The organism is Mycobacterium sp. FW102-FHT13B02 (genome assembly GCF_058790275.1).
In genome coordinates, this window is the sequence record NZ_JBYTCM010000021.1 from 99,932 (window position 1) to 120,423 (window position 20,492).

The 20,492-nt window shown below is 65.9% G+C and carries 21 protein-coding genes; 9 read left to right on the forward strand and 12 right to left on the reverse strand.

The genetic code is table 11. The features are described 5' to 3' along the window. Nucleotides 1-29: 29 nt before the first annotated feature. The 8 genes from AC3WTE_RS26535 to AC3WTE_RS26570 form a co-directional block, all read right to left on the reverse strand. The gene (locus tag AC3WTE_RS26535) at nucleotides 30-1,046 is read right to left on the reverse strand and encodes a glycoside hydrolase family 6 protein (RefSeq protein WP_492442354.1); all 1,017 of its coding nucleotides are present in this window, start codon (nucleotides 1,044-1,046) and stop codon (nucleotides 30-32) included. A gap of 120 nt (nucleotides 1,047-1,166) precedes the next feature. Then, the gene (locus tag AC3WTE_RS26540; protein WP_492442356.1) at nucleotides 1,167-2,426 is read right to left on the reverse strand and encodes an HNH endonuclease signature motif containing protein; all 1,260 of its coding nucleotides are present in this window, start codon (nucleotides 2,424-2,426) and stop codon (nucleotides 1,167-1,169) included. Between the two features lie 329 nt (nucleotides 2,427-2,755). Beyond that, complete coding sequence (locus AC3WTE_RS26545; protein ID WP_492442358.1) at nucleotides 2,756-3,016, reverse strand: hypothetical protein; 261 nt, start codon at nucleotides 3,014-3,016, stop codon at nucleotides 2,756-2,758. An 80-nt stretch (nucleotides 3,017-3,096) separates the two neighbouring features. Further along, nucleotides 3,097-3,522, reverse strand: coding sequence for a DUF4189 domain-containing protein (locus tag AC3WTE_RS26550; RefSeq protein WP_492442360.1), 426 nt, complete (start codon nucleotides 3,520-3,522; stop codon nucleotides 3,097-3,099). Between the two features lie 96 nt (nucleotides 3,523-3,618). Continuing rightward, a complete protein-coding gene (locus AC3WTE_RS26555) occupies nucleotides 3,619-5,574 on the reverse strand; it encodes an acyl-CoA dehydrogenase family protein (protein ID WP_492442361.1) in 1,956 nt (651 codons plus the stop codon). A 47-nt stretch (nucleotides 5,575-5,621) separates the two neighbouring features. Further along, entirely contained in the window at nucleotides 5,622-6,932 is a 1,311-nt protein-coding gene (locus AC3WTE_RS26560; protein WP_492442363.1) for a cytochrome P450, read from the reverse strand. A 6-nt stretch (nucleotides 6,933-6,938) separates the two neighbouring features. After that, nucleotides 6,939-8,747 (reverse strand): peroxidase family protein, encoded by a 1,809-nt coding sequence (locus AC3WTE_RS26565; protein ID WP_492442365.1) that lies wholly within the window; start codon nucleotides 8,745-8,747, stop codon nucleotides 6,939-6,941. A 56-nt stretch (nucleotides 8,748-8,803) separates the two neighbouring features. After that, complete coding sequence (locus AC3WTE_RS26570) at nucleotides 8,804-9,454, reverse strand: hypothetical protein (RefSeq protein ID WP_492442367.1); 651 nt, start codon at nucleotides 9,452-9,454, stop codon at nucleotides 8,804-8,806. Between the two features lie 422 nt (nucleotides 9,455-9,876). Here AC3WTE_RS26570 and AC3WTE_RS26575 point away from each other — a divergent pair, with 422 nt between their 5' ends. Continuing rightward, the gene (locus AC3WTE_RS26575; protein WP_492442368.1) at nucleotides 9,877-10,086 is read left to right on the forward strand and encodes a hypothetical protein; all 210 of its coding nucleotides are present in this window, start codon (nucleotides 9,877-9,879) and stop codon (nucleotides 10,084-10,086) included. Nucleotides 10,087-10,145: 59 nt separating this feature from the next. Here the strand turns inward: AC3WTE_RS26575 and AC3WTE_RS26580 are convergent, their stop codons facing one another. Further along, entirely contained in the window at nucleotides 10,146-10,676 is a 531-nt protein-coding gene (locus tag AC3WTE_RS26580) for a DinB family protein (protein WP_492442370.1), read from the reverse strand. A gap of 117 nt (nucleotides 10,677-10,793) precedes the next feature. Here AC3WTE_RS26580 and AC3WTE_RS26585 point away from each other — a divergent pair, with 117 nt between their 5' ends. The 4 genes from AC3WTE_RS26585 (at nucleotide 10,794) to AC3WTE_RS26600 (ending at nucleotide 14,540) form a co-directional block, all read left to right on the forward strand. After that, nucleotides 10,794-11,630, forward strand: coding sequence for an ABC transporter permease (locus AC3WTE_RS26585; protein WP_492442372.1), 837 nt, complete (start codon nucleotides 10,794-10,796; stop codon nucleotides 11,628-11,630). A 10-nt stretch (nucleotides 11,631-11,640) separates the two neighbouring features. Then, complete coding sequence (locus AC3WTE_RS26590) at nucleotides 11,641-12,393, forward strand: ABC transporter ATP-binding protein (protein WP_492442374.1); 753 nt, start codon at nucleotides 11,641-11,643, stop codon at nucleotides 12,391-12,393. A gap of 62 nt (nucleotides 12,394-12,455) precedes the next feature. After that, nucleotides 12,456-13,430 carry an ABC transporter substrate-binding protein gene (locus AC3WTE_RS26595; RefSeq protein WP_492442410.1) on the forward strand — a complete coding sequence of 325 codons (975 nt, stop codon included), beginning with the start codon at nucleotides 12,456-12,458 and terminating at the stop codon, nucleotides 13,428-13,430. Nucleotides 13,431-13,442: 12 nt separating this feature from the next. Beyond that, nucleotides 13,443-14,540, forward strand: coding sequence for an LLM class flavin-dependent oxidoreductase (locus AC3WTE_RS26600; protein ID WP_492442376.1), 1,098 nt, complete (start codon nucleotides 13,443-13,445; stop codon nucleotides 14,538-14,540). Here AC3WTE_RS26600 and AC3WTE_RS26605 read toward each other — a convergent pair. Further along, nucleotides 14,537-15,424, reverse strand: coding sequence for an SCO6745 family protein (locus AC3WTE_RS26605; RefSeq protein WP_492442378.1), 888 nt, complete (start codon nucleotides 15,422-15,424; stop codon nucleotides 14,537-14,539). The genes AC3WTE_RS26600 and AC3WTE_RS26605 overlap by 4 nt on opposite strands. Before the next feature lie 193 nt (nucleotides 15,425-15,617). Here AC3WTE_RS26605 and AC3WTE_RS26610 point away from each other — a divergent pair, with 193 nt between their 5' ends. Then, the gene (locus tag AC3WTE_RS26610; RefSeq protein ID WP_492442380.1) at nucleotides 15,618-16,640 is read left to right on the forward strand and encodes a fused (3R)-hydroxyacyl-ACP dehydratase subunits HadA/HadB; all 1,023 of its coding nucleotides are present in this window, start codon (nucleotides 15,618-15,620) and stop codon (nucleotides 16,638-16,640) included. Here AC3WTE_RS26610 and AC3WTE_RS26615 read toward each other — a convergent pair. Continuing rightward, a complete protein-coding gene (locus AC3WTE_RS26615) occupies nucleotides 16,637-17,362 on the reverse strand; it encodes a TetR/AcrR family transcriptional regulator (RefSeq protein WP_492442382.1) in 726 nt (241 codons plus the stop codon). The two genes, AC3WTE_RS26610 and AC3WTE_RS26615, sit on opposite strands and share 4 nt — an antisense overlap. A gap of 45 nt (nucleotides 17,363-17,407) precedes the next feature. Here AC3WTE_RS26615 and AC3WTE_RS26620 point away from each other — a divergent pair, with 45 nt between their 5' ends. Genes AC3WTE_RS26620 through AC3WTE_RS26630 form a run of 3 tightly spaced genes read left to right on the forward strand, consistent with a single transcriptional unit; the run spans nucleotide 17,408 to nucleotide 19,954 of the window. Continuing rightward, entirely contained in the window at nucleotides 17,408-17,629 is a 222-nt protein-coding gene (locus AC3WTE_RS26620) for a hypothetical protein (protein ID WP_492442384.1), read from the forward strand. Between the two features lie 7 nt (nucleotides 17,630-17,636). Beyond that, a complete protein-coding gene (locus AC3WTE_RS26625; RefSeq protein ID WP_492442385.1) occupies nucleotides 17,637-18,536 on the forward strand; it encodes a hypothetical protein in 900 nt (299 codons plus the stop codon). Between the two features lie 53 nt (nucleotides 18,537-18,589). Further along, nucleotides 18,590-19,954: an ABC1 kinase family protein gene (locus AC3WTE_RS26630; protein WP_492442387.1), complete on the forward strand. Its 1,365-nt coding sequence runs from the start codon at nucleotides 18,590-18,592 to the stop codon at nucleotides 19,952-19,954. A gap of 117 nt (nucleotides 19,955-20,071) precedes the next feature. Here the strand turns inward: AC3WTE_RS26630 and AC3WTE_RS26635 are convergent, their stop codons facing one another. Continuing rightward, the gene (locus AC3WTE_RS26635; protein ID WP_492442389.1) at nucleotides 20,072-20,461 is read right to left on the reverse strand and encodes a TetR family transcriptional regulator C-terminal domain-containing protein; all 390 of its coding nucleotides are present in this window, start codon (nucleotides 20,459-20,461) and stop codon (nucleotides 20,072-20,074) included. Nucleotides 20,462-20,492: the final 31 nt, after the last annotated feature.

A 20,492-nucleotide genomic window follows, 5' to 3' on the forward strand; every position in this document is an offset into this window, starting at 1 on the left:
GGCCAATCGTCCGTCAGGCCACCGCGGAATCAATGTGCCGCGTTGCGAGCCAGATCGATGGCGAACGACTTCACGAAGGTGCCCGCACCGGGCTCCCCGCGGCCGCACGACCCATCGGACTCACCGACCCGCTTGACCCAGAGGTACGCGTCGGCGTGCGCACCGGCGGTGTCGGTCGTAGGTGCGGCACCCAGTGCGCGGCCATCGGGGTTGCACCAGTACATCGGGTCGCCCTCGGCCGGGCCGGCACCGTTGCGCGAAGTGTCGATGACGTAGTGCGCACCATTGGTGAGGCCCGAGATGGCCTCGCCGTAGCCGATCTCCTCACCGGTGGTGAAGTAGTTCGTCGTGTTGAGACTGAAGCCCCGCGCCTTGGCGACACCGACATCGTTCAGGCGCGACGCCATGGTCTCGGCGCTCACCCAGCGCGAGTGCCCGGCGTCGATGTAGACCGCTGCGGCCGGATCGCGGGTCAGCGTGTCGACGGCGTAGCGGATCAGGTCGAAGCGCTCCTGACGCTGACCGCCGGAGAGGCAGTCGGCCATGGCGAGTGCGTCGGGCTCGACGATGATCGCCGCCGGCGAGCCACCCAGACCCGCCGCGATGCTGTCGATCCACGCCCGGTAGCTGTCGGCCGAACCGAATCCGCCCGCGGCGTAGCTCCCGCAGTCGCGGTGCGGGATGCCATACAGCACCAGCACGGGAGTGGCGCCCGCGGCGTTCGCGGCGCCGGCCAGCCCAGCGACCGTGCCGCCGACGGTGGATGCGGGGAACGCCTGGTCCAGCCAGTAGGCCTGCGGCGTGTTGGCGATGGCGGTGAGCTCGGGGCTGGGTGGGTCGGACTGGGCCGCGGCAGCCCTGGCCTTCGAGATCGGATCGGCGTAGAAGGGCCGGCCGGCCAGCGGGTTGCTGTCGTCGACCAGGCGGATCGCCGGGTTGTCGGCGCGCGGCGCCGGGTCGACGGACAGGCCCACGCCAGCCACGGCCGCGACAGCCAGGAGGGGAGCAGACCAGCGGGCAACGACGCCAACAGCTGAGGAGATCACCTCAGAAAAAATAGTGCGACCAAGTCAATAAGCGCCAATCGGGGGCCAAAGTTGGTGTGCGAGTGACCAATGTGGCCATTGGCCCGCATCTAGCCCGCGGCGTTGCAGGGCAAGCCGCGTCTAGTTGGTCGACGTTGTGGGTGGTGGTTCGAAGGGTTGGTACCACCACCATTGGGCGCGTTCCCCGGTCGGTCCGGGACACGGCCGCACATCAGGAAACGGTGCCGTCGGTGGCCGCGCCAACGACCCTCCACTGAGCTGTCGGCCCGCGGCATCGGTGACCACCAGCCGATCGGCCGGGCCGGTGATGGTGATGACCCGCTGGTGGTGCAGCCGGTGGTGATACGGGCACACCAGCACCAGGTTGTGCAGCTCGGTGACCCCGCCGTTCTCCCAATGAATGATGTGATGCGCATGCAGACCACGGGTCGCCCCACACCCCGGGACCCGGCAGCAGCGGTCCCGATGTTCCAACGCGCGACGCAGCCGCCGACTGATGGTGCGCGTGGACCGGCCGGCACCGAACGGCTGACCATGCTTCTCCAGCCACACCTCACACGTCGCGTCACACAACAGCAGTCGACGTTCCTCGTCGGTGAGCACCGACCCCATGTGCAACGCGGCACTGTCATGGTCGATGTCCACGTGCACGACCACGGTGGTGTGCTGCCCGTGCGGGCGCAGGGCGACGTCGGTGTCCCAGCCGGCCTCGACCAGGCTCATGAACGCGTCCACCTGGTTCGGGAACGGCGCCGCCTGCTCCGAGGGTTGCTCATCGTCGCGGTCGCGTTTCCAGTCCGCGACCAACGCATCCTGATGGGACGCCATCGCCACGTCGAACTTCGCGGCCTCCAACTTCGGCAACCGAACCTTGTATGTGGTCGACCCGTCCTCATGCGTGGTCTTGCGGATCGACCGCTCCGATTCCGGCTTCGATTCCGGCTCGGGATCGGGGCGCGGTTCGAGCTTCACCGCAGTCCGTAGTTGGGTGACCGTGGCACTTTCGGCGAACTGGGCGTAATGCTCATCAGAACCCTCGGCGGCATGCTCGGCAACGACGCCGACCTGATCCAGCGACAACCGGCCCGCACGCATCGCCTCGCCACAGCGCGGGAACTCCTCGATCCGGTGCGCGACCGCCACCATGACCTCCGCATTACGCGGCGACACCCCGGTCTTCCACGCCACCAACGAGCTCAGCGACCGCGCCCCCGTCGCGCCCCACAACGCGTCGCGATCGATCTCGGCAACAATCTCCACCAGGCGGCCATCGATCGCGTTGCGCTGACCGATCAACTCACCGATCTCCACGACGAACGCATCAAGACGCTCACACGGCGACGGCGTCTCAACATCGAAAGCCATTGCCGTCGTGGACATAACACCATCAAAGCAGAGGGGTACGACAAGTTGGGGCCGCGAAAATACAACCGCCGAGAATGAGCTTATGCGCCAATCGCACAACCGATTTGACTCCTAAGCGCAGCCTCGGCGATCAGCCTGCGAAAGTGACCTGCATCGTGTCCCTAGATTCTTCTGACGGACGAGGATGACAATCGCAGCAGCCTGACCTCCGTCAAGCCGTCGCGTCGATGATGGTTGTCGACGACAGTCCGCCGCTACGTAAGGCGGCACTCCCATTGGACGACAAACTTGCCGCGCTGGCCAGGAAAATCGCGAGCACCGGCGACGCGCACTGAGCGCGTGGGCTACCGGTGTCCGCCGCCGCCCCAGTGGTTGATGACGCCGGTGCCGGGATACAGGTACCACTCGTCATCGCCGAACGGGAACTCGTCATCGCTCGCGATGACCGACGGCGACGCGGCAGGCACCGACGTCGGGCCGCTGATTTCACCGCCCTGACAGACGGTCACCGACGGGTCACAGATGTCGGCCTGGGCACCGGGCGCGAAGAGCACCCCCGCCGCCGCGCCTGCGGCCGCGAACAGCATCGCCTTCTTCAGATCCATGGCGGTTTCCTCTCGCCGTCCGCAACTCGTTGTGGACGAAGCTACCGCCACTCGCGCAATTTCGTGGGCTCCTGCCCCTGTCAGTGCTCGGTCCCCAGCGAGCAGAACGACAGGACGACGGTGCCGCCGAACGACGTCGACAACCGGGCTTTCGTCTCGGCCTCCTTCTGCGTCTGAGCCACGCCGGTGCCCCATAGGAGCCTGTGGTTGAACGGGTTGGGACTCGTTGCGAGCGCCGCGCATTCGTTGTCGCCCCACACCACGATGCGGCAGTCGGTGCCGCCCTTGTTGAGGCAGTACCCGACGGCGTCGTACTTGGCCTGGTTCGCGTCCAACAGGCTCTGGGTGTAGCCCCACTGGCCCGTCGCCGGCGAGAACGCGATGGCGAGGTACCTGTTGACACCGGCGCTCGCCGGGCCGGCCGAGCCGAGCGCGCCGGCGATCGCTCCGGCGGCAAGCAGGGCGGCAGCAGCGGCTGAGCGGCGGCGGACGGATACAGCGGTCATGGCGTTCTCCTTGGCTGGTCGGAGCCCCCGTGGGCGCCGTTCACCAGCTAGGAGCAATCAGCCATCGCTATTCCGACACTTTTTCAGGACGACTTTCTAGATCTCCGGGATGCGCTCCGGATGCAGCATCTCGGCGTAGCGCAGCTGCTCGGGAATCCCGAACCCGTCGACCAGCACCTCGGCGTACGGCCGGAGCTTGCGGCAGCGGTCGTTGATCCCGGCGGTGACGGCCTTGGCCCGGTCCATGGACAGGAAGCGGTGCTCGATGTACCAGGCCTTGTCCTCTTCGATCACCGACAGCGCATACAGATCGCACACGAGGCCGAAGGTCTCTCGGGTCTCAGGATCCGTGCACGCGTCGATCCCGGCGGCGAAGGACTCGAACACGATGCGGTCGATGTGCGCCGACGCCGCATGCAGCACATGATCCTGCACGGAGTTGAACGCCTCGAAGGGGCTCATCTCTTTGGAGTTGGCCTGCAAGCGGCGGGCCACTGTCGACAGCAGGTAGTCGGCCCGGTCCTCGAACATCTTGGCCTGGGTGCCGCGGTTGAAAAGGCTGCCCTCCTCCTCGTTGTCCTGCCGCGTGTCGAGGAGGTTCTGCAGGATGGTCTCGGTGCCGGTGCTCCTGCGGACGCGCTCCCGGGCCGTGCTGGTGGCGAACTTCACCCACTCGAACGGGCTCATGCCCTTGATGTCGTCGGCATATTCGGTGAGCAGGTGCTTGGCCACCAGCTGCGTCAGGACGTGGTTGTCGCCTTCGAAGGTGGTGAACACGTCGGTGTCGGCCTTCAGCTCGATCAACCGGTTCTCCGCCAGATACCCGGCACCACCGCAGGCCTCGCGACACTCCTGGATGGCCTTGGTGGCATGCCACGTCGCGGCGGCCTTCAGGCCCGCGGCCCGCGCCTCCAGTTCGCGTTGCACCTCACCGTCGGGTTCCGCGACCGCTGTCAGATCGTGCAGGTCCGACACCAGCTCGTTCTGGGCGAACTGCAGCGCATAGGACTTCGCGATCAACGGCAGCAGCCGACGCTGATGCACCAGGTAGTCCATGATGAGGACTTCCTCGTCGGTCTGTGTCGTATCCCCCGGTCGCTTCGCGCCTGCCCCTGACGGCGCCTCGAACTGCCTGCGCTGCAGCGCATACCGGGTCGCGATATCCAATGCGACACGGGCCGCCGCCGCAGCGCTCCCGCCGACCGTCACCCGGCCGCGGATCAGCGTGCCCAGCATGGTGAAGAACCGCCGGTTGGGGCTGTCGATCGGGGACGAGTAGGTCCCGTCCTCGGCGACGTCGCCGTAGCGGTTGAGCAGGTTCTCCCGCGGGATCCGCACATGGTCGAACTGAATGCGGCCGTTGTCGACACCGGGTAACCCGCCCTTGTAGTGGCAGTCCGACGTGCGGATGCCGGGCAGGTCGTTGCCGTACTCGTCGCGCAGCGGCACCACGAAGCAGTGCACGCCATGATTTTCGCCCTTGGTGATCAGCTGCGCGAAAACTGCTGCCACCTCGGCTGATTCGGCCGCACCGCCGATGTAGTCCTTGCGCGAGGTGCGGGTCGGTGAATCGATGACGAATTCTCCGGTGGCCGGATCGTACGTGGCGGTGGTCTCCAGGGACTGCACGTCACTGCCGTGCCCCGTCTCCGTCATGGCGAAGCAGCCGACGAGATCGAGATCGATGGCCTTGCGCACGTATGCCTCGTGATGACGTTCCGTGCCCAGATTATCGATCGCGCCGCCGAACAGACCCCACTGCACCCCGGCCTTGACCATCAACGACAGATCACTCATGGCCAGCATCTCGATGCGGGCGATGGTGGCGCCCGCATCGCCGGTGCCGCCGTGGCCCTTCGCGAAGGCGTCCTCGGCGGCGCCGCGCGACGCCATGTACTTCATCTGCTCGGTGACCTTGGCTCGGGCCACCGCCGTGTCCGGGGTGTAGTGCGGTTTGAACAGGTCAACGGAAAGTTCTTGCCGAATAAGGTCTTTCACCTCGCGCCAACGTCCATCGAGGGCGTAGCGGAGATGTCCGGCGGTCGTCGTCACAAAGGTCCCCTCCATCGCACGGTCGCGTTGACGACCGAATGGTCCATCTAGCGTTCGATGCTGATTCCGTACAGATCAATACTGTGCGGCAGTGACTTCTGTGGGTTCAGCGTAGCGCCGCGCAGCACCGGTGCGGTTTCGCTCAGCACATGTGCGAGGAACGCCTCACCGAGGAACACCGACAATCCGGCGCCCGGACAACCCTGCGGGCCGTGGCTGAAGAAGTTGTACGACCAGTCGCTTCCGGCATCCCCGCTGACCCACTCGCCCGGTGAGAACCGGTCGGCGTAGGGGATCCGGTCGCGATTTCGGTGGTTGAACACGTTGTAGATGAGGACCTGCTTGCCTTCGGGCAGCACTGCGCCACTGGGGAATTCGATATCCCGCGTCGCGACCCGTCCGAACAATCCCGTGGTCGGCCACAACCGCATGGTGTCGAGCAGGCACCCGCCGAGGTACTTCAGCGAGGCGATGCCCTGCCCCGAATTGATGTCGGCGGAGGCCATCTCCGCCCGGACCTCATTCAGGTTCTCCGCGTGCGTTGAGAGCACCGCCAGCGTCCGGAATGCGTTGGCCGCCAGCGTGTCCCCCATCGCGAACAGCCAGTGGATGACCTGGCTCGCGGGGCTCGCGGTCTCCGGCGGGGCAGTTTCCGCGATGAGCGCGGCCAGACTGCCCGGCTCCGGGTTATGCAGGTAGGACTCGATGTGTGCCAAGAATTCCGGATAGCCGGCCGCGGGCTCGCCTGGCATCCCGTTGCCGGCGGACATCAGTTCGCCGAGCTGTGAGGTGAGCCGGGTATCGTCGGCAGCTTTGTCACCGAAGACCACACACCGCGTCAACCGCTGGAATGCGGCGTTCCAGTCCGACCACCGCAGCGCACCGGAACCGAGGCCCGCCACCGTGCGCGCAACCTTCTCGACGAACGCCTGCGCCAATCGGTGTACCGGGTGCCCGGTATCCAGCACGGCTTCGGCGAACCGGCGCCGGTCCTCCCAAGGCTGACCGCGGGAGATGGTCAGTGCGTCGGGCTGGAACGCCGCCATGCCGTCCCGCTTGGGCTTCGGGTCGGAGGCGAACGGGTCGGGTGATCCACTCAACACGAACTCCAGGTCGTCGGGGTGATGCACCAGCAATGCCTCGTCGGCGACGACCCGGACATAGAACGGACTGGGGCCGTAACTGCGGACCATGCCTTCGACGAGCTGGTACCCCAAGTAGTCCGAACTCAAACCGGACGCGATGCGGGTGGGGAGTTCTCTCTTGTTGAACAGTCCCAGAAGGACATTCGGCACCCCGATCTGAGCGGTGAACCGAACGCCTTCGACGATGGATGCGTGCGGAAAGCCCTCGGCCATTGTCCGTCAGCCCCAGGGCAGGTAAGCGCGGACGGAGTCGGCCAGTTGCACCACCGGGTTCTTCTTCCCCGGCACCGGCGCACCCAGCTTCGGCCATGGCGCGAACACCCGCTCGACGTCACCGATCACCGGCTCCAGTTCTGGGTAGTGCCGCAACATGACGTCCTTCATGGTGTTGGTGTTCACCCAGTCGAAGCCGACCTGGGTGTACACCTCGGGCTTGAAGTCGTTGGTGAAGAAGCGGTCGCTCTTGAGCCGGCGCGAGGCCATCAGGATGAAGATGCGGAAAGCGGTGTCCGAGAACCCGAATCCCTTCGGCGGCTGCTCGGCCTGCATGCCGATCTGGAGATCGACGGCGTCGACTTCACCGTTGTAGACCTCGTTGATCTCCCGGGCCCACTGCTTGTTCGGGGTGATGTCGTCGATGGTCTTGCGGCGCGGCATCCGCAGCGCTTCACGGAAGTCGTTGTACCGCGGCACCCCTCGTTCGCGGTCGCGCACGATGTCGAGGGTCGCGAGGTCGGTGACTTGGCCGTCGACGCGGGTGAGGTTGCGCAGCGCGTTCGGGTAGTTGTGCAGGCACACCGCGCCGGCATTGGCCAGACCGAACGAGTACCACATGTCACCCATCTGGATCTTGTCCATGAACCCCCGGGTATAGCTGCCCTGCAGCTGGGTGAAGTCCGCCTTGACCAGGTGCTCACCGGACTCCAGCGAGAAGAAGTTCCAGTCGTCGGGGATCAGCGGGTGCATCCGGTAGACGGAGACGAACTCCTCGGTGAGTGAGAAGGCAACGCCATGGTGGTCGGCCGACGAACCGACGACGCCCGAGAGGGCTTCACTGTCGCCGATCCGGCCGATCCTGTCGCGGAACGTTTCCCCAAGCGCGCCATACCAGTTCGCGTTCATGCCGATCTGCAGCGCGGGGTGACGCAGCACGCACGGCGTCCACTCGACGGTGTGGATCTTGGCGATGAGCGCCGACACCACGAGCACGCCGAGTTCGAAGAGGCGCTGGTCGTCGAAGCTGGGGTAGGCCTTCTTCAGTGCGTCGCACACGGCGTTGTGCTCACGCGCGAACATGGTGTGCAGCAGTCCGGTGCCGACCCAGTAGTTCTCTTTCATCCCGGTGAGGTCGATGCCGGGGATGTCGCTCTCGGGCAGGCGGCCGCTCGGGTCGACCTTGACCTTGCCGTCGACGAAGGTTCGGATCTCGGCCTGGCGTTCCTTGCCGCTGCCGTACACCTGGGAGCCGTCCCACCAGTGGGTCTCCGCGTTGGCGAAAACCGGTGCGGGACAACCATCGGCGATCTCGCCGCGCAAGGGGATGGTGCACCGGATCTTCATCGGGTTTTCGGGGAACTGGTCATCCGCGCTCAGCGGGATGTCGATGGTCTTGTCCGGGACGCCGTCGCCGTGGAAGAACCAGTTGTGGTTCTCGAACTGCAGCCACGCGGCGGCGAGGGCGTTGATGATGCCGGCGGGCTTGAAGTCGTCACGGGCCATCAGCCTGCGGCTGATCACGCGCGGGTCCGGCTTGAGGAGACGCTTGACGTCAGTGACGGTCATGGACAGCGGCACGTTGCGGCCGAAACCAGTGCCCTTGGCCCCCATGTGCGGGTCTTCGAGGTCGTTCCAGGTGCCGTCGGGCTGACGAGCGCGGCGCACCTCGTCGGTGGGCTGGCCCAGGTCAGTGGACGGCCGCATGCCGTACGCCTCGTACAGGTTGTGCTCGCGCAACTCGTCCCGGGTCTTCGACAGCGCATTCAGCTGCAGCAGGAGCGAGGGGTATTCGTGCCACTGGGACGGAATCATGTTGTCACCATTTCTTTTTCGAGGTTTCAGGTGGTCGTCGAATGATCTGGGGTCCGTCAGCGATGCGTGCGCAGCGCGAAATATCCGATCTTGCTGTACCGGTCGGCGCCGGTGTGGAACAGAATCTTGCCGAGGTAGACACCCGGTACCAGCTCCACCAGCTCGTCGCGGATGCTGCGGATCACCAGGCGCGGATTGGATTCCACGTTGGCGTAATCGATGACCATCACCTGGCGGTCGGGGTCGTCCTTGCCCGCTTCGACGTACGTGGCGAAATCGAAGGCGAGTTTGCCCGACTCCGCATCGCGCATCGAGTACAGCGGCCACAGCAGTTTGCCGACCAATCCGGTGCTCCGGGTCAGCCGATTGTCGCCGGTGCCACTGCCGGAGTCGAAGCGTTTGCCCTGCCACGGCATCCAGAGCGCGGTGATGGCTCGAGTCACCGTGTCGAGGGCGGGATTCGTCGTCGTCATGACCAAGATGCCCTCGGTCGGGCCGTCCAGATCGAGTGGTGGGCTGCCCAGCCGGAAGAGCCCGTCGAGCTGCGCCTCGGCCGAGTCGGCGTCGTTGTCGGCAAGCGTGGACAGCTCGACGATCCAACTCCACGCCGCGCGGGCCGCCCCCGATTGCCCCTCCCCCACCGATTTTCGCAGCCACTCCAGCCTGTCGTCCGCTGCAGAATCCGCGGTGGTTTCCCGTTCGCTCATCGGCACCATTTCCGTTGAAATTAGAGCACCCGCGGAGCATGATAGTGATCTACGCCACTCTTCGGGGGCGTTTCAATACGATCGCCCAAACTTCGCAGCCAAGGGACGAAGTGCCTGATCAGAGCAATATATTCGGGAATTCCCGCCAGTCCGGCGACACGCATCTGCCCCTGGAGCCCCGTGAATACTGCTTCGAATCGCGTTGCGGGCCGACTGACGGGTGCGCGCGACAAAGAGTTCGCTGCACGAAGCCGAAATCAGCTCGGCACTAAACGATTTCGTCAGCAGGAGGCAGGCCTAGCCTCGCGCCGCCATCTCCGGGTGTCCGTCCAGGGGCGACCCTCAAGTCCTACTGCGGTATCACTTCAAGAGCAGTCCGTGGCTCGATGCCGGCGACCGGGAATCTTCATAGCGTCGGTGGCATGACACAGGCACATGTCCCGGCCCCCGCAGAAATGCTGAGGGAATGGCTCCACCACAACGCGCAGGAGTTCGTCGCCGCAGTCAGCGGCGCGGGCATCTGGATCCGGACCCGCACGCACTGGCCCCAGCACCCGGCCGACTATTACCCACCGCGGCGCGAGGCGTCGTTCGAAGAGGCCGCCATGGCCCGCGAAATGTACCGGCTCTGAGGCGCTTTCCCGGCCGCGCCTCTGATCAACTTACATTCGGCTGGGAGCCCTGCTCGATTTCAAACGCCGACGGCCCCATCAATACGTTCACGGATCAGGTCGGCGTGTCCACAATGCCGGGCATATTCGGCGATCATGTGGGTGTAGATCCACCGCAGAGTGACTTCGCCGCCCATGAACGGGATCGCGTCATCGAGTACACGCGTAGCGCAGTTGGCGCGTGCCTGTGCGATCTCGTTCTGCCAGATGTCCATTGCGGCCCCGTGTGATGACCGCGGAGATAGTTCGAATCCCCCGTCGTGGCCCTCGGGATGGTCTCGCTGCCCGTAAATCGACAGTACTTGTTCGCCGTCCAGCACTCGGCGAAACCAATTCCGTTCCACCTCCGCCACGTGCTGCAGCAGGCCAAGCAAGGTCAGCTCCGACGGCGGCACCGACGCGGTACGCAACTGCTCATCACTCAGCCCGTCGCATTTGGCGGCCAGCGTGGCGCGATAGAAGTCCAGCCAGCGCTCCAGCGTCGTTCGTTCGTCAGCATTCATCGGCGGCATGGGCCGGTCCATCGATGTCACGTCTACCGATGGTGCCATCTTCCCCGTTCCCGTGGAATCAGGGCGACGGTAACTCTTCGCTGCCCGTCCGCGGCCCCCTACCTTCGGTGCCATGGCGTACCCGCCTGACCGACCGCTGACGACGTGAGGAGCGTGATGACGACCCGCGAGGCCCCGGTAGCCGCTGTAACGCCGGTGGCCCCCGCCGCCGAACCTGCAGTGCCGCACTGGCGCAGCAGGGTTCACGCGCGGCGCTGGGATATCGTCCGCTGGCTGTCCCCGCTGGTGGTTCTGCTCGCCTGGCAGGCCGGAAGCGCGTGGGGCCTCATCGATCCCGAGATTCTGCCGGCGCCACAGACCATTGCGGAGGCCGGGATCGAACTGATCGGGAATGGCCAGCTCGCAGAGGCATTGCGCATCTCCGGGATCCGCGCCGCTGAAGGCCTGCTGCTCGGCGGAATCATCGGCGCCGTACTCGGCGCCCTCGTGGGCTTCTCGAAGTGGGCGGACGCCACCGTGGATCCGACGATGCAGATGGTCCGCGCCCTGCCTCATCTCGGCCTGATCCCGCTCTTCATCGTCTGGTTCGGGATCGGCGAACTGCCCAAGGTGCTCATGGTGGCATTGGGCGCGGCGTTCCCGCTCTACCTCAATACCTCGTCGGCAATCCGCCAGGTCGATCCAAAGTTGTTCGAAACCGCTGCCGTACTGGGTTTTTCGCCATTGCAGCGGCTGCGCACCGTCGTCATCCCGAGCGCCGCTCCGCAGGTTCTCGTCGGGCTGCGTCAATCCCTGGCCATCTCCTGGCTCACATTGATCGTGGCCGAGCAGATCAACGCCGACTCAGGTGTCGGTTACCTCATCAACAACGCGCGCGACTTCTTGCGCATCGACGTCATCATCTTCGGGCTCGTCATCTATGCGCTGCTCGGCATCGTCACCGATGGGTTGGTGCGCATTCTGGAGCGTCGTGCGCTGCGGTATCGAATCTGAAAGGCATTCCATGACAGCGCTTTACGAGGCCCACGTCGAGTCTCCTGCCGTGTCCGAGCCACTCGTGGCGGAGCTGCACTCGGTGTCCAAATGGTACGGCCGCAATCGGGTGCTCGATGACGTCAGCCTGCGAGTGAAGCGGGGCGAGATCGTCGCGCTGGTCGGACGGAGCGGATCCGGAAAGTCGACGGTGCTGCGAGTGCTGTCCGGTCTGGCCGGCGAGCACCGAGGTCGGCGCACAGTACAGGGCGCGCCGGCCGTCGCCTTCCAGGAGCCCCGGCTGTTCCCGTGGCGATCCGTTCGCGACAACGTCCGCTACGGCCTGACTCGCGCAAAATTGTCCCGCGCCGAATCGCTTTCCCGCGCAGATCAGGCCTTGACCGAAGTCGGGCTGGCAGACAAGGCCGAGGCCTGGCCGCTGACCCTGTCAGGTGGTCAGGCACAACGGGTCTCACTGGCCCGCGCGCTGGTGGCGGAGCCGCAACTGCTGCTGCTCGACGAGCCGTTCGGGGCGCTCGACGCGCTGACCCGGCTCTCCATGCACCGCCTGCTGCTGACCCTATGGAGCCAACACAGTTTCGGAGTACTGCTGGTCACTCACGACGTCGACGAGGCGATCGCGCTGGCGGACACCATCGTGGTGCTCGACCACGGACGCGTGGCCCACACCTTGCACATCGAAAACCCCCGCCAACCGCACGGGCAGCGCGACCGGCGCACCGAGTACTACCGCGCCGAATTGCTCACGCAGCTCGGCGTCTGACAGGAGAGACCGTGACGCACTCCCGAATATCCCGACTGGTAGCCCTTCTCGCCGTCGGCGCCATGCTGACGGCCTGCGTTTCCAGCCGCGACACCAAGAGTGACCTTGCTGTCCCCCAGTCGGTTCCGGCATCGGACCTGTCGGGGCTGACGCTCCAGGTGGGCGACCAGAAAGGCGGCACCGAAGCACTACTGCGCGCCGCCGGGGAGCTCGACAGCGTCCCCTACAAGGTCCAGTTCTCGACGTTCACCTCGGGGCCGCCGCAGGTCGAAGCCGCGACCGCGGGCAAGATCGACTTCGCCGTCACCGGAAACACCCCGCCGATCTTCGGCGCGGCGGCCGGCGCGAAAATCCGTGTCATAGCGGCGTATTCGAATGAAGCTGGCGGCGACCAGATCCTCATACCTGCCGACTCTCCCATCCATTCCGTGGCCGAGCTCCGCGGCAAGAAGGTCCTCGTCGGCAAAGGCAGTTCGGCGCACGGACACCTGCTGCTTCAGCTGCAGAAGGCCAACCTGTCGGTCAAGGACATCCAGCTGGTGTTCCTCCAGCCGGCCGACGCCGTCACGGCGCTGAGCCAGAGACAGGCCGATGCCTGGGCCATCTGGGACCCCTACACCGCCCTCGCGCAGAAGCAACTCAAGGTCCGCACCTTGGTCACCGCGCAGGGCGTCAGCAACGGCTACGGATTCGGGATCGCCTCGGTCGCGGCGCTCGAGGATGCCAAACGCAATTCCGCGCTGTCCGACCTCGTGCAGCGCATCGCGCGCGCCTCCCTCTGGGCCAAGGCCCATCCACAGCAGTGGTACGAAAAGTACGCTGCGGCAATCGGAATCGACCCGGCCGTCGCCGAATTGGCGCAATCACGAAGTCTGCGTCTGGCCATTCCCGTCACCGATGCGGTGACCGCCTCCGAGCAGCAACTCGCTGAAGCATTCGCCCAATCGGGACAGATCGAGCACAAGCCCACCTTTACGCAATTCGTAGACAACCGGTTCAGCGATGTGTTGTCGCCGTTCTGGAATACCGTCAAATAGGAGGCCATCACCTTGTCCGCCAAGTTATTCTGGTTTCTGCCCACCAACGGCGACAGCCGCTCGATCGTCGGCGCATCACATGCGTCGTCGCAGCACTCCATTCCCAGCGGATACCGCAAACCCAGCCTGCGGTATCTGGGCGAGATCGCCCGGGCCGCGGACCGTCTCGGCTTCGAAGGAGTGCTGACCCCGACCGGAACCTGGTGTGAGGACGCCTGGTTGACCTCAGCAGCCCTGCTCGAACAGACCGAACGACTCAAGTTCCTGGTGGCCTTCCGGCCCGGCTTGGTACCGCCCACCCTGGCCGCGCAGCAGGCGGCGACATTCCAGCGATTCTCTGAGGGACGTCTGCTGCTCAACATCGTCAGCGGCGGCGACGACGCCGAGCAGCGCCGGTTCGGCGACTGGCTCAGCCACGACCAGCGCTACGAACGCACCGGTGAGTTCCTCGAGATCGTGCGCGACGTCTGGCGCGGTGGGCCCGTGGACTACCGCGGCCGGCACTACTCCGTCACCGATGCGCGCGTGTCCGAGCCGCCGAACCCGCTGCCGCAGCTGTATTTCGGCGGCTCGTCACCCGCTGCGCTGCCCATCGCCGCCGAGCATGTCGACGTCTACCTGACGTGGGGAGAGCCACCGGCGGCGGCAGCGGCCAAGATCGCGCAGGTGCGCGAACTGGCCAAGGCCCGCGGCCGCACCCTGCGATTCGGCATCCGGCTGCACACCATCACCCGCCCCACCTCGGCAGCCGCCTGGACGGTGGCCAATTCTCTCCTCGCAGAGTTGACGCCGGAGCAGATCGCGAAAGCCACGGCCCTACACGCCAACTCTGAGTCAGAGGGACAGCGACGCATGACGGCGCTGCACGGCGGACGACTCGACCACCTCGAGGTTTATCCGAACCTCTGGGCCGGCGTCGGCCTGGTGCGCGGCGGCGCCGGGACCGCGCTGGTCGGCAGCCACGAAGAGGTGGCGGCGCTGATCTCCGAATACCACGATCTCGGATTCGACGAGTTCATCCTCTCGGGCTACCCGCATCTCGAAGAGGCCTACTGGTTCGCCGAAGGCGTGCTACCGCTGCTGCGCAAACGCGGCGCGCTGGCTGCTTAGCCCAGGTTCGCGCCGGGGTTGTCGAGATCGCTGTGCTGCAACGCCATCGGGGTGATCGCCGGTAGATCACCGCCTGCGACCACCATCCGGGCGATCGGGGTGAGCGCCTGGAACAGGGTCTCGACCTCGGCGTCGCTGAGCACATCGAGCGTGGGCAGGGCCGCGGCATCCGTGCGGTACTCGATGTCATCTTTGAGGGCTCGTCCATCGGCGGTCAGCGAACCATCGGCGGCCAGCAGGCCCCGTTCTGCCAGCTGCGCCGTCACCGCCGACCACTCCGTGTCGTCGTAATCGCGGGTTGAGACGACCTTCTCCTTGGTGGTCCGGCCCGCCGCGACGTGCAATACGTTCGATTCACGGCCGGTGATGCCGGCTGCCACGAGAGCGGCCACATGGGCGTCGCCGCGTTGTTCGCGCAGCAGGGTGGCCGCGTGCCACAGCGCAGCCACCGGCTCGTCGGGCCACGGCACCGCCGACAGGGCGGCGAAGAGCGGCCGGCCGTCAACCGCTGCGCCACGTGCGACCCGGCCCAGCAAGTCAGCGGCCATGCGCAGGTTCTCGTCGGCAGTGACGCCGTACCGGTCCAAGGCAGCGACAGCACCGGCCTGCCGGGCCGCGACCGCCTGTTCCGGGGTGGCGATGTCCCACACGCCGGCCAGTGACTTGGCCACCCGGTGTGAGGCGAAGTTGTAGAAGATCGCCTCGACGACGCGCGGAGGCACCGGACCCAGGGGCGCCGACCGCGTGACGAAGTAGCCACTCCAGAAGCTGCCATAACCCAGGTCCTGCGCGGCGGCGCGCGCCTCGGGCGCGAAGTAGGTGATGGCGTGCACAGGTTCGAATCGCTCGAAAAACCGGCGGGCCAAATTAGGTGTGCGGGCCATGCTGCCAGTCAAGCACGGCCCTGTTTTCGCCCGCGAACAGCCACAGGCAGCCGCTGAATGAGGTGGTTTTGGGCACATTTCTGCGCGCTCGGCGCAGGTAGAACGCGGATCGACGTGTGTTGCCGCCGCCACTCCGCGTAGGGTGCTTTGGTCGGCTTCAGCGAACATGCCGATAGAAAAGTTGGGCACAGTAATGACGACAGCAGCAGAAGCGTCGCCGCTCGAAGCGCGGATCGGCCACCACTACCAGATGGAAGGCACCTATCTGGTCGGCCGGGAGAAGCTTCGCGAGTACGCGCGCGCCGTGCAGGACTACCACCCTGCGCACTGGGACGTCGCTGCCGCCAACGCACTCGGCTACGCGGATGTCATCGCGCCCATCACCTTCACCTCGACCCCTGGCATGAAATGCAACCGCCGGATGTTCGAGTCGATCGTCGTAGGTTACGACACCTACCTGCAGACCGAGGAAGTCTTCGAGCAGCACCGCCCGATCGTGGCGGGTGACGAGTTCGTCATCGACGTCGAGCTGACGTCGGTGCGCCGGACCGCGGGCCGCGACTTCATCACCGTGACCAACACCTTCACCGACACCAAGGGCGAGCGGGTCCACACCCTACACACCACCGTCGTCGGGGTGACGGCCGAGGACATCGACGGCGACGTCAAGGCCGAGGTGCAGAAGGTCATGATGCACGACATGAACATCCTCGATATCGGTGACGAGCAATACCACCGGACGGTGCGCCCCGAGGGTGACGTCCGGATCGCCACCGATGCCGCTCGCACGCCCGGGACGCCGTCGTTCGACGACGTGGCCGTCGGCGACGAGCTTCCCGCGGGCGACCTGCGCCTGTCGCTCGGCGACCTGGTTAACTATGCCGGCGTCGCGGGCGACGCCAACCCGATTCACTGGGACAAGAATCTTGCCCGGCTGGCGGGTCTGCCCGATGTGATCGCCCACGGCATGCTCACCATGGGCCTCGGCGCCGGATTCGCGTCGTCGTGGACGGGCGACCCCGGTGCCACCACCCGCTACACGGTGCGACTGTCCGCGCCGGCCGTCGTCCCCGCAGCCGAGGGCTGCGCCATCGAGTTCAGCGGCAAGGTCAAGTCGCTGGACCCGCAGACCCGCACCGGTGTCGTGATCATCGGGGCCAAGTCGGGTGGCAAGAAGATCTTCGGCCTCGCCACCATGGACGTGCGCTTCCGCTAGTCAGACGTGCCGTTGGCCAACGCGTCGAACCACAACCGCAAGTTGGCCACCATCAGGGCGGCGCCACGCTCAGCATCGATGGTCCCCAGTGCCTGCGCCATGGCAATGCCGGCACCGGTCGCCACAGCGATCTCGATGGCATCATCCATCAACGGATGGTCAGCCCGAACCCCCTCGGGCACAGCATCTTCCAGCAGCACGCGCGTCGATTCCTTGAACCGCTCCAGCGCCTCACGAGCCTTGGCGAGCTGTGCAGAGTCATGGAAGGTACTGGTCACATACTCGGCAGTGAGCACGACCAGGTTGGGTTCGGCGCCGATACGTGCCCACCAACTCGCGAGGGCCGCGAGGCGATCGTCGGCGGAAACACCGGCAGCCACGAGCGGCCCGAGCAGTTGATTGAGTTCGGTCATGGAGCGATTGCGGATGACCTCGAGGCACAGCGATTCTTTGCCTTCGAAGTTGCTGTACACCGCGCCGATGGTGCGGCCCGCTTCCGCCGCGATGGCTGCCAGGGACGTGGCGTGGTACCCGTTGGCATAGAACAGCTTCTCCGCGGCGTCCAGCAATTCCTGTCGCGTCTGCGCCTGGCTCTCCGCGCGAGTCAGGACCTTCCGAGCAGCCACCGCGTCCTCCGCATCGTCCATGCAACAGGTCTCGATACTATCGCTATCCAGATAACGGACCAGCTGAGGGGCACTTTTTCGCTCCGGAACGCCCATTCAGATAGCATTGAAATCCCAATGTGCTAGTTATTTAGGATGGACATGGCCGCTGCCGGTGCCGACAATCCACTGCTCGACGAGCTCAAGGAGCCGCGGGAGGTGCTGGAGAAGCTGACGCCCGAGGAATCGGCACTGTTGCTCGCCCTGCTGAGGAAGGCACGGGTGGCCCACCAGCACGGCCTCGACCGCTCGCTCGACGATGGGCTCAAGGTTCTGCCCCGGCTGATCCGGCCGGCGGCCCGCAAGATTCTGTTCGGGAAGTGATGGCCTGATGTCCGACATCCTGACCCGCGCACAACTGTCGCTCCTCGCGGATCTGTTGCAGACCGACACCGCACGCCTGTCCAGCCTGGCACGCCTCGGCGCTGACGACCTGAAAGCGCTCCGCGGCGCCCTCTCCGACGCACTGTTCGACGAACAGGCCGAAGCTTTCGCCCGGGTGAGCAAGCTGGCGCCGCTGGTCCCCAACGCCTTGGTGGTCACTGTCGCGCAGCGGGCGGTACCTCCCGAAATTGCGGGACGTGTCGGCGGCGCTGTGGGCCTGGCCCACAGCGATCGCGCCGTCGGCGTGCTGTCGGGCCTGAAGCCCAATTACCTCGCCGATGCCGCACCGTACGTCGATCCGCGGGTGATCCCGCACTTCGCCCCGCGACTGCCGGCCAAGCTGCTGATCCCGGCCGCGAAGGAGCTGCTGCGGCGCGGCGACTACCTGACCGCGTCACGATTCGTCGAATTCGCCACCGACGAGCACATCGTGGCCTTCGAGAAGGCCATCGATGACGACGAAGGCATCATCCTGACCGGCGTCCTGGTGTCGGACACCAAGGTCATGAACGACATCATGCGGGCGGCCGGACCGGATCGCTCGCTGCGCATGGCCCGGGCGGCCATCGCCGCCGCGAAGCCCGAGGTGCTGGCCGCGCTGCTGTCGCTGCTGAACCGGATCGACCCTGAACTCGCGAGGCCCGCCGTCACCGAGTTACTCGGTCATCCCGACGTCGAGAGGGTCACCTACATCCTCGACATCGCCGCGGCGGAAGGCGTTGTTGTTGAAACACTTGAGGTTTCAGCGGCGCTGGACGGCGACGCTCTGGCCCGCCTGACGGGCTTGGAGGCCTGGCGCCGGCTGGCCGGCGCCGCTGAATCCTGGGCGAACGAGACTCCTGCGTGACAGCATCGACGACATGGTGAACGAGCGGGTACACCAACTCAGCGGCGGGCAGCGTGGCACGCCGACTGCCTGAAGGGCGGCTGGCCCGGGGCGGAAAGCTGGGTGCGCTGGCCGCCAAACAGGCTGTGCGCGGCAGTCGCACCCGGCTGTCGATGGTGGGCCGCTCGGAACGCGCAAAGGAATTGCTCGCCGAGCGCGCCACCATCGAGATGGCCGAGAATCTCGTGACGGTGCTGGGCTCCATGAAGGGCGCGGCGATGAAGCTCGGCCAGATGCTGTCGGTGATCGAACTCGACCTGGTGCCCGAGTCCCATCGCGAGCAGTTCCGCCAGAAGCTTGCCGCACTGCGCGACCAGGCACCCCAGGCGCCGTTCAGCGCCATGCGGGAGGTGATGGAAGCCGACCTCGGTCCGCTGTCGGCCGTCTTCTCCGATTTTGACGAAAGCCCCACGGCGGCAGCATCAATCGGCCAGGTGTACCGAGCCCGGCTGCGCGACGGCCGGGACGTCGCGGTGAAGGTCCAGTACCCCGGAGTGGACCGGGCGATCCAGGCCGACATGCGGAACCTCGCGCTGCTGATGAAACTCTGGCGGGTATGGCCGTCGGCGAATACCGCAATGCTCGACGAGATAACCAGGGGTTTCGAGAGCGAATTGGATTACCTGCGGGAGGCCGACACTCAGCACCTCGTAGCCGAGCAGTACCGCGGACACCCGTTCATCGTCGTCCCCGACAGCGTGACCCAGTTCTGTACACCGCGGGTGCTGGTCACCGAATACCTCGATGCCGCCGGCTTCGAGCACATGCGGACGTTGCCCGCCGCCGACCGCAATCACATCGGGGAACTGATCTACCGGTTCTACATCGGGTCGCTGTTCACCAACCACGAGTTCTGCGGTGATCCGCACCCCGGCAACATCATGCTGACTGCCGATGGCCGCGTCGGATTCGTCGACTTCGGGCTGTACAACCGGATGGACCCCGCCAACGTGGGGTTCGAACTGGACTGCTTCCACGCAGCTGTCGAAGGCCGTGCCGACGACCTCTACCAGCTGATGCTGGGCCGCGGCATCATCGACGCCGAATCCGGTGTGGCAGCACAGGATTGCCTCGAGTACATCTGGGCCGCCAGCGAATGGCACATGGTCGATGAGGACATCACCATCACCCCCGAGCTGGCCACGGGCGCCGTCGTCTCGGCCATCGACCCGCGCCAGACAGAATTCGCGGGCATGAAACAGCAGATGCTGCCGCCCGAACACGTCTTCTCCCGGCGTGCCGACTTCCTTACCTTCGGCACCCTGGGGCATCTGCAGAGCACCAACAACTGGTACCGGATCGGCCAGGAGTGGTTCTTCGGCCGCCCCGCTGCCACCGAGGTCGGCCGCGAGATAGCACGCTGGCGAGCCACGCGCTGAAAATCATTCTGCGACAACGCTTTCAGCAGCCAACGCCTCGGCCGCGGCACGTTCGCCCGAGCGCACCGCACCGTCGATCCGGCCGCACATGATGGCCGGACGTTCCGGCCACGGGGCCTATCCGCGCTCGCTCACGGACAATCGATCGACGACGCCCATCGCGAGCTCCCGGGCGCGCGCCAGCTCGCCATCGTCAGCGAACAGTTCCCGACGGGTGTTGCCGGCGGTGAGAAATGCGTCGATCGCAAAAGCGTCGAGGGCGGGGCTCGGTGAGCCCGCTGCGGTGAGCTCGGTTTCCAGGAGCACCAACCAGCCACGCTTGAGCTCGCGGACCTCGTCCGCGACCGGACCGTCCCGGCGTCCGTACTCTGCCGTCGTCGCAGCCATGAAGCAACCGCCACGGAACACTCCGGCACGCAGGTTGTGGACCCAGGAATCAATGAGCGCGCGTAGTCGCGGTGGATAGCGTCCCGGGGAGTGGTGGACTTCGGATCTGGCGTGGTTCACGCGTTGTGATCAACGAGTCATGGTGAACGCT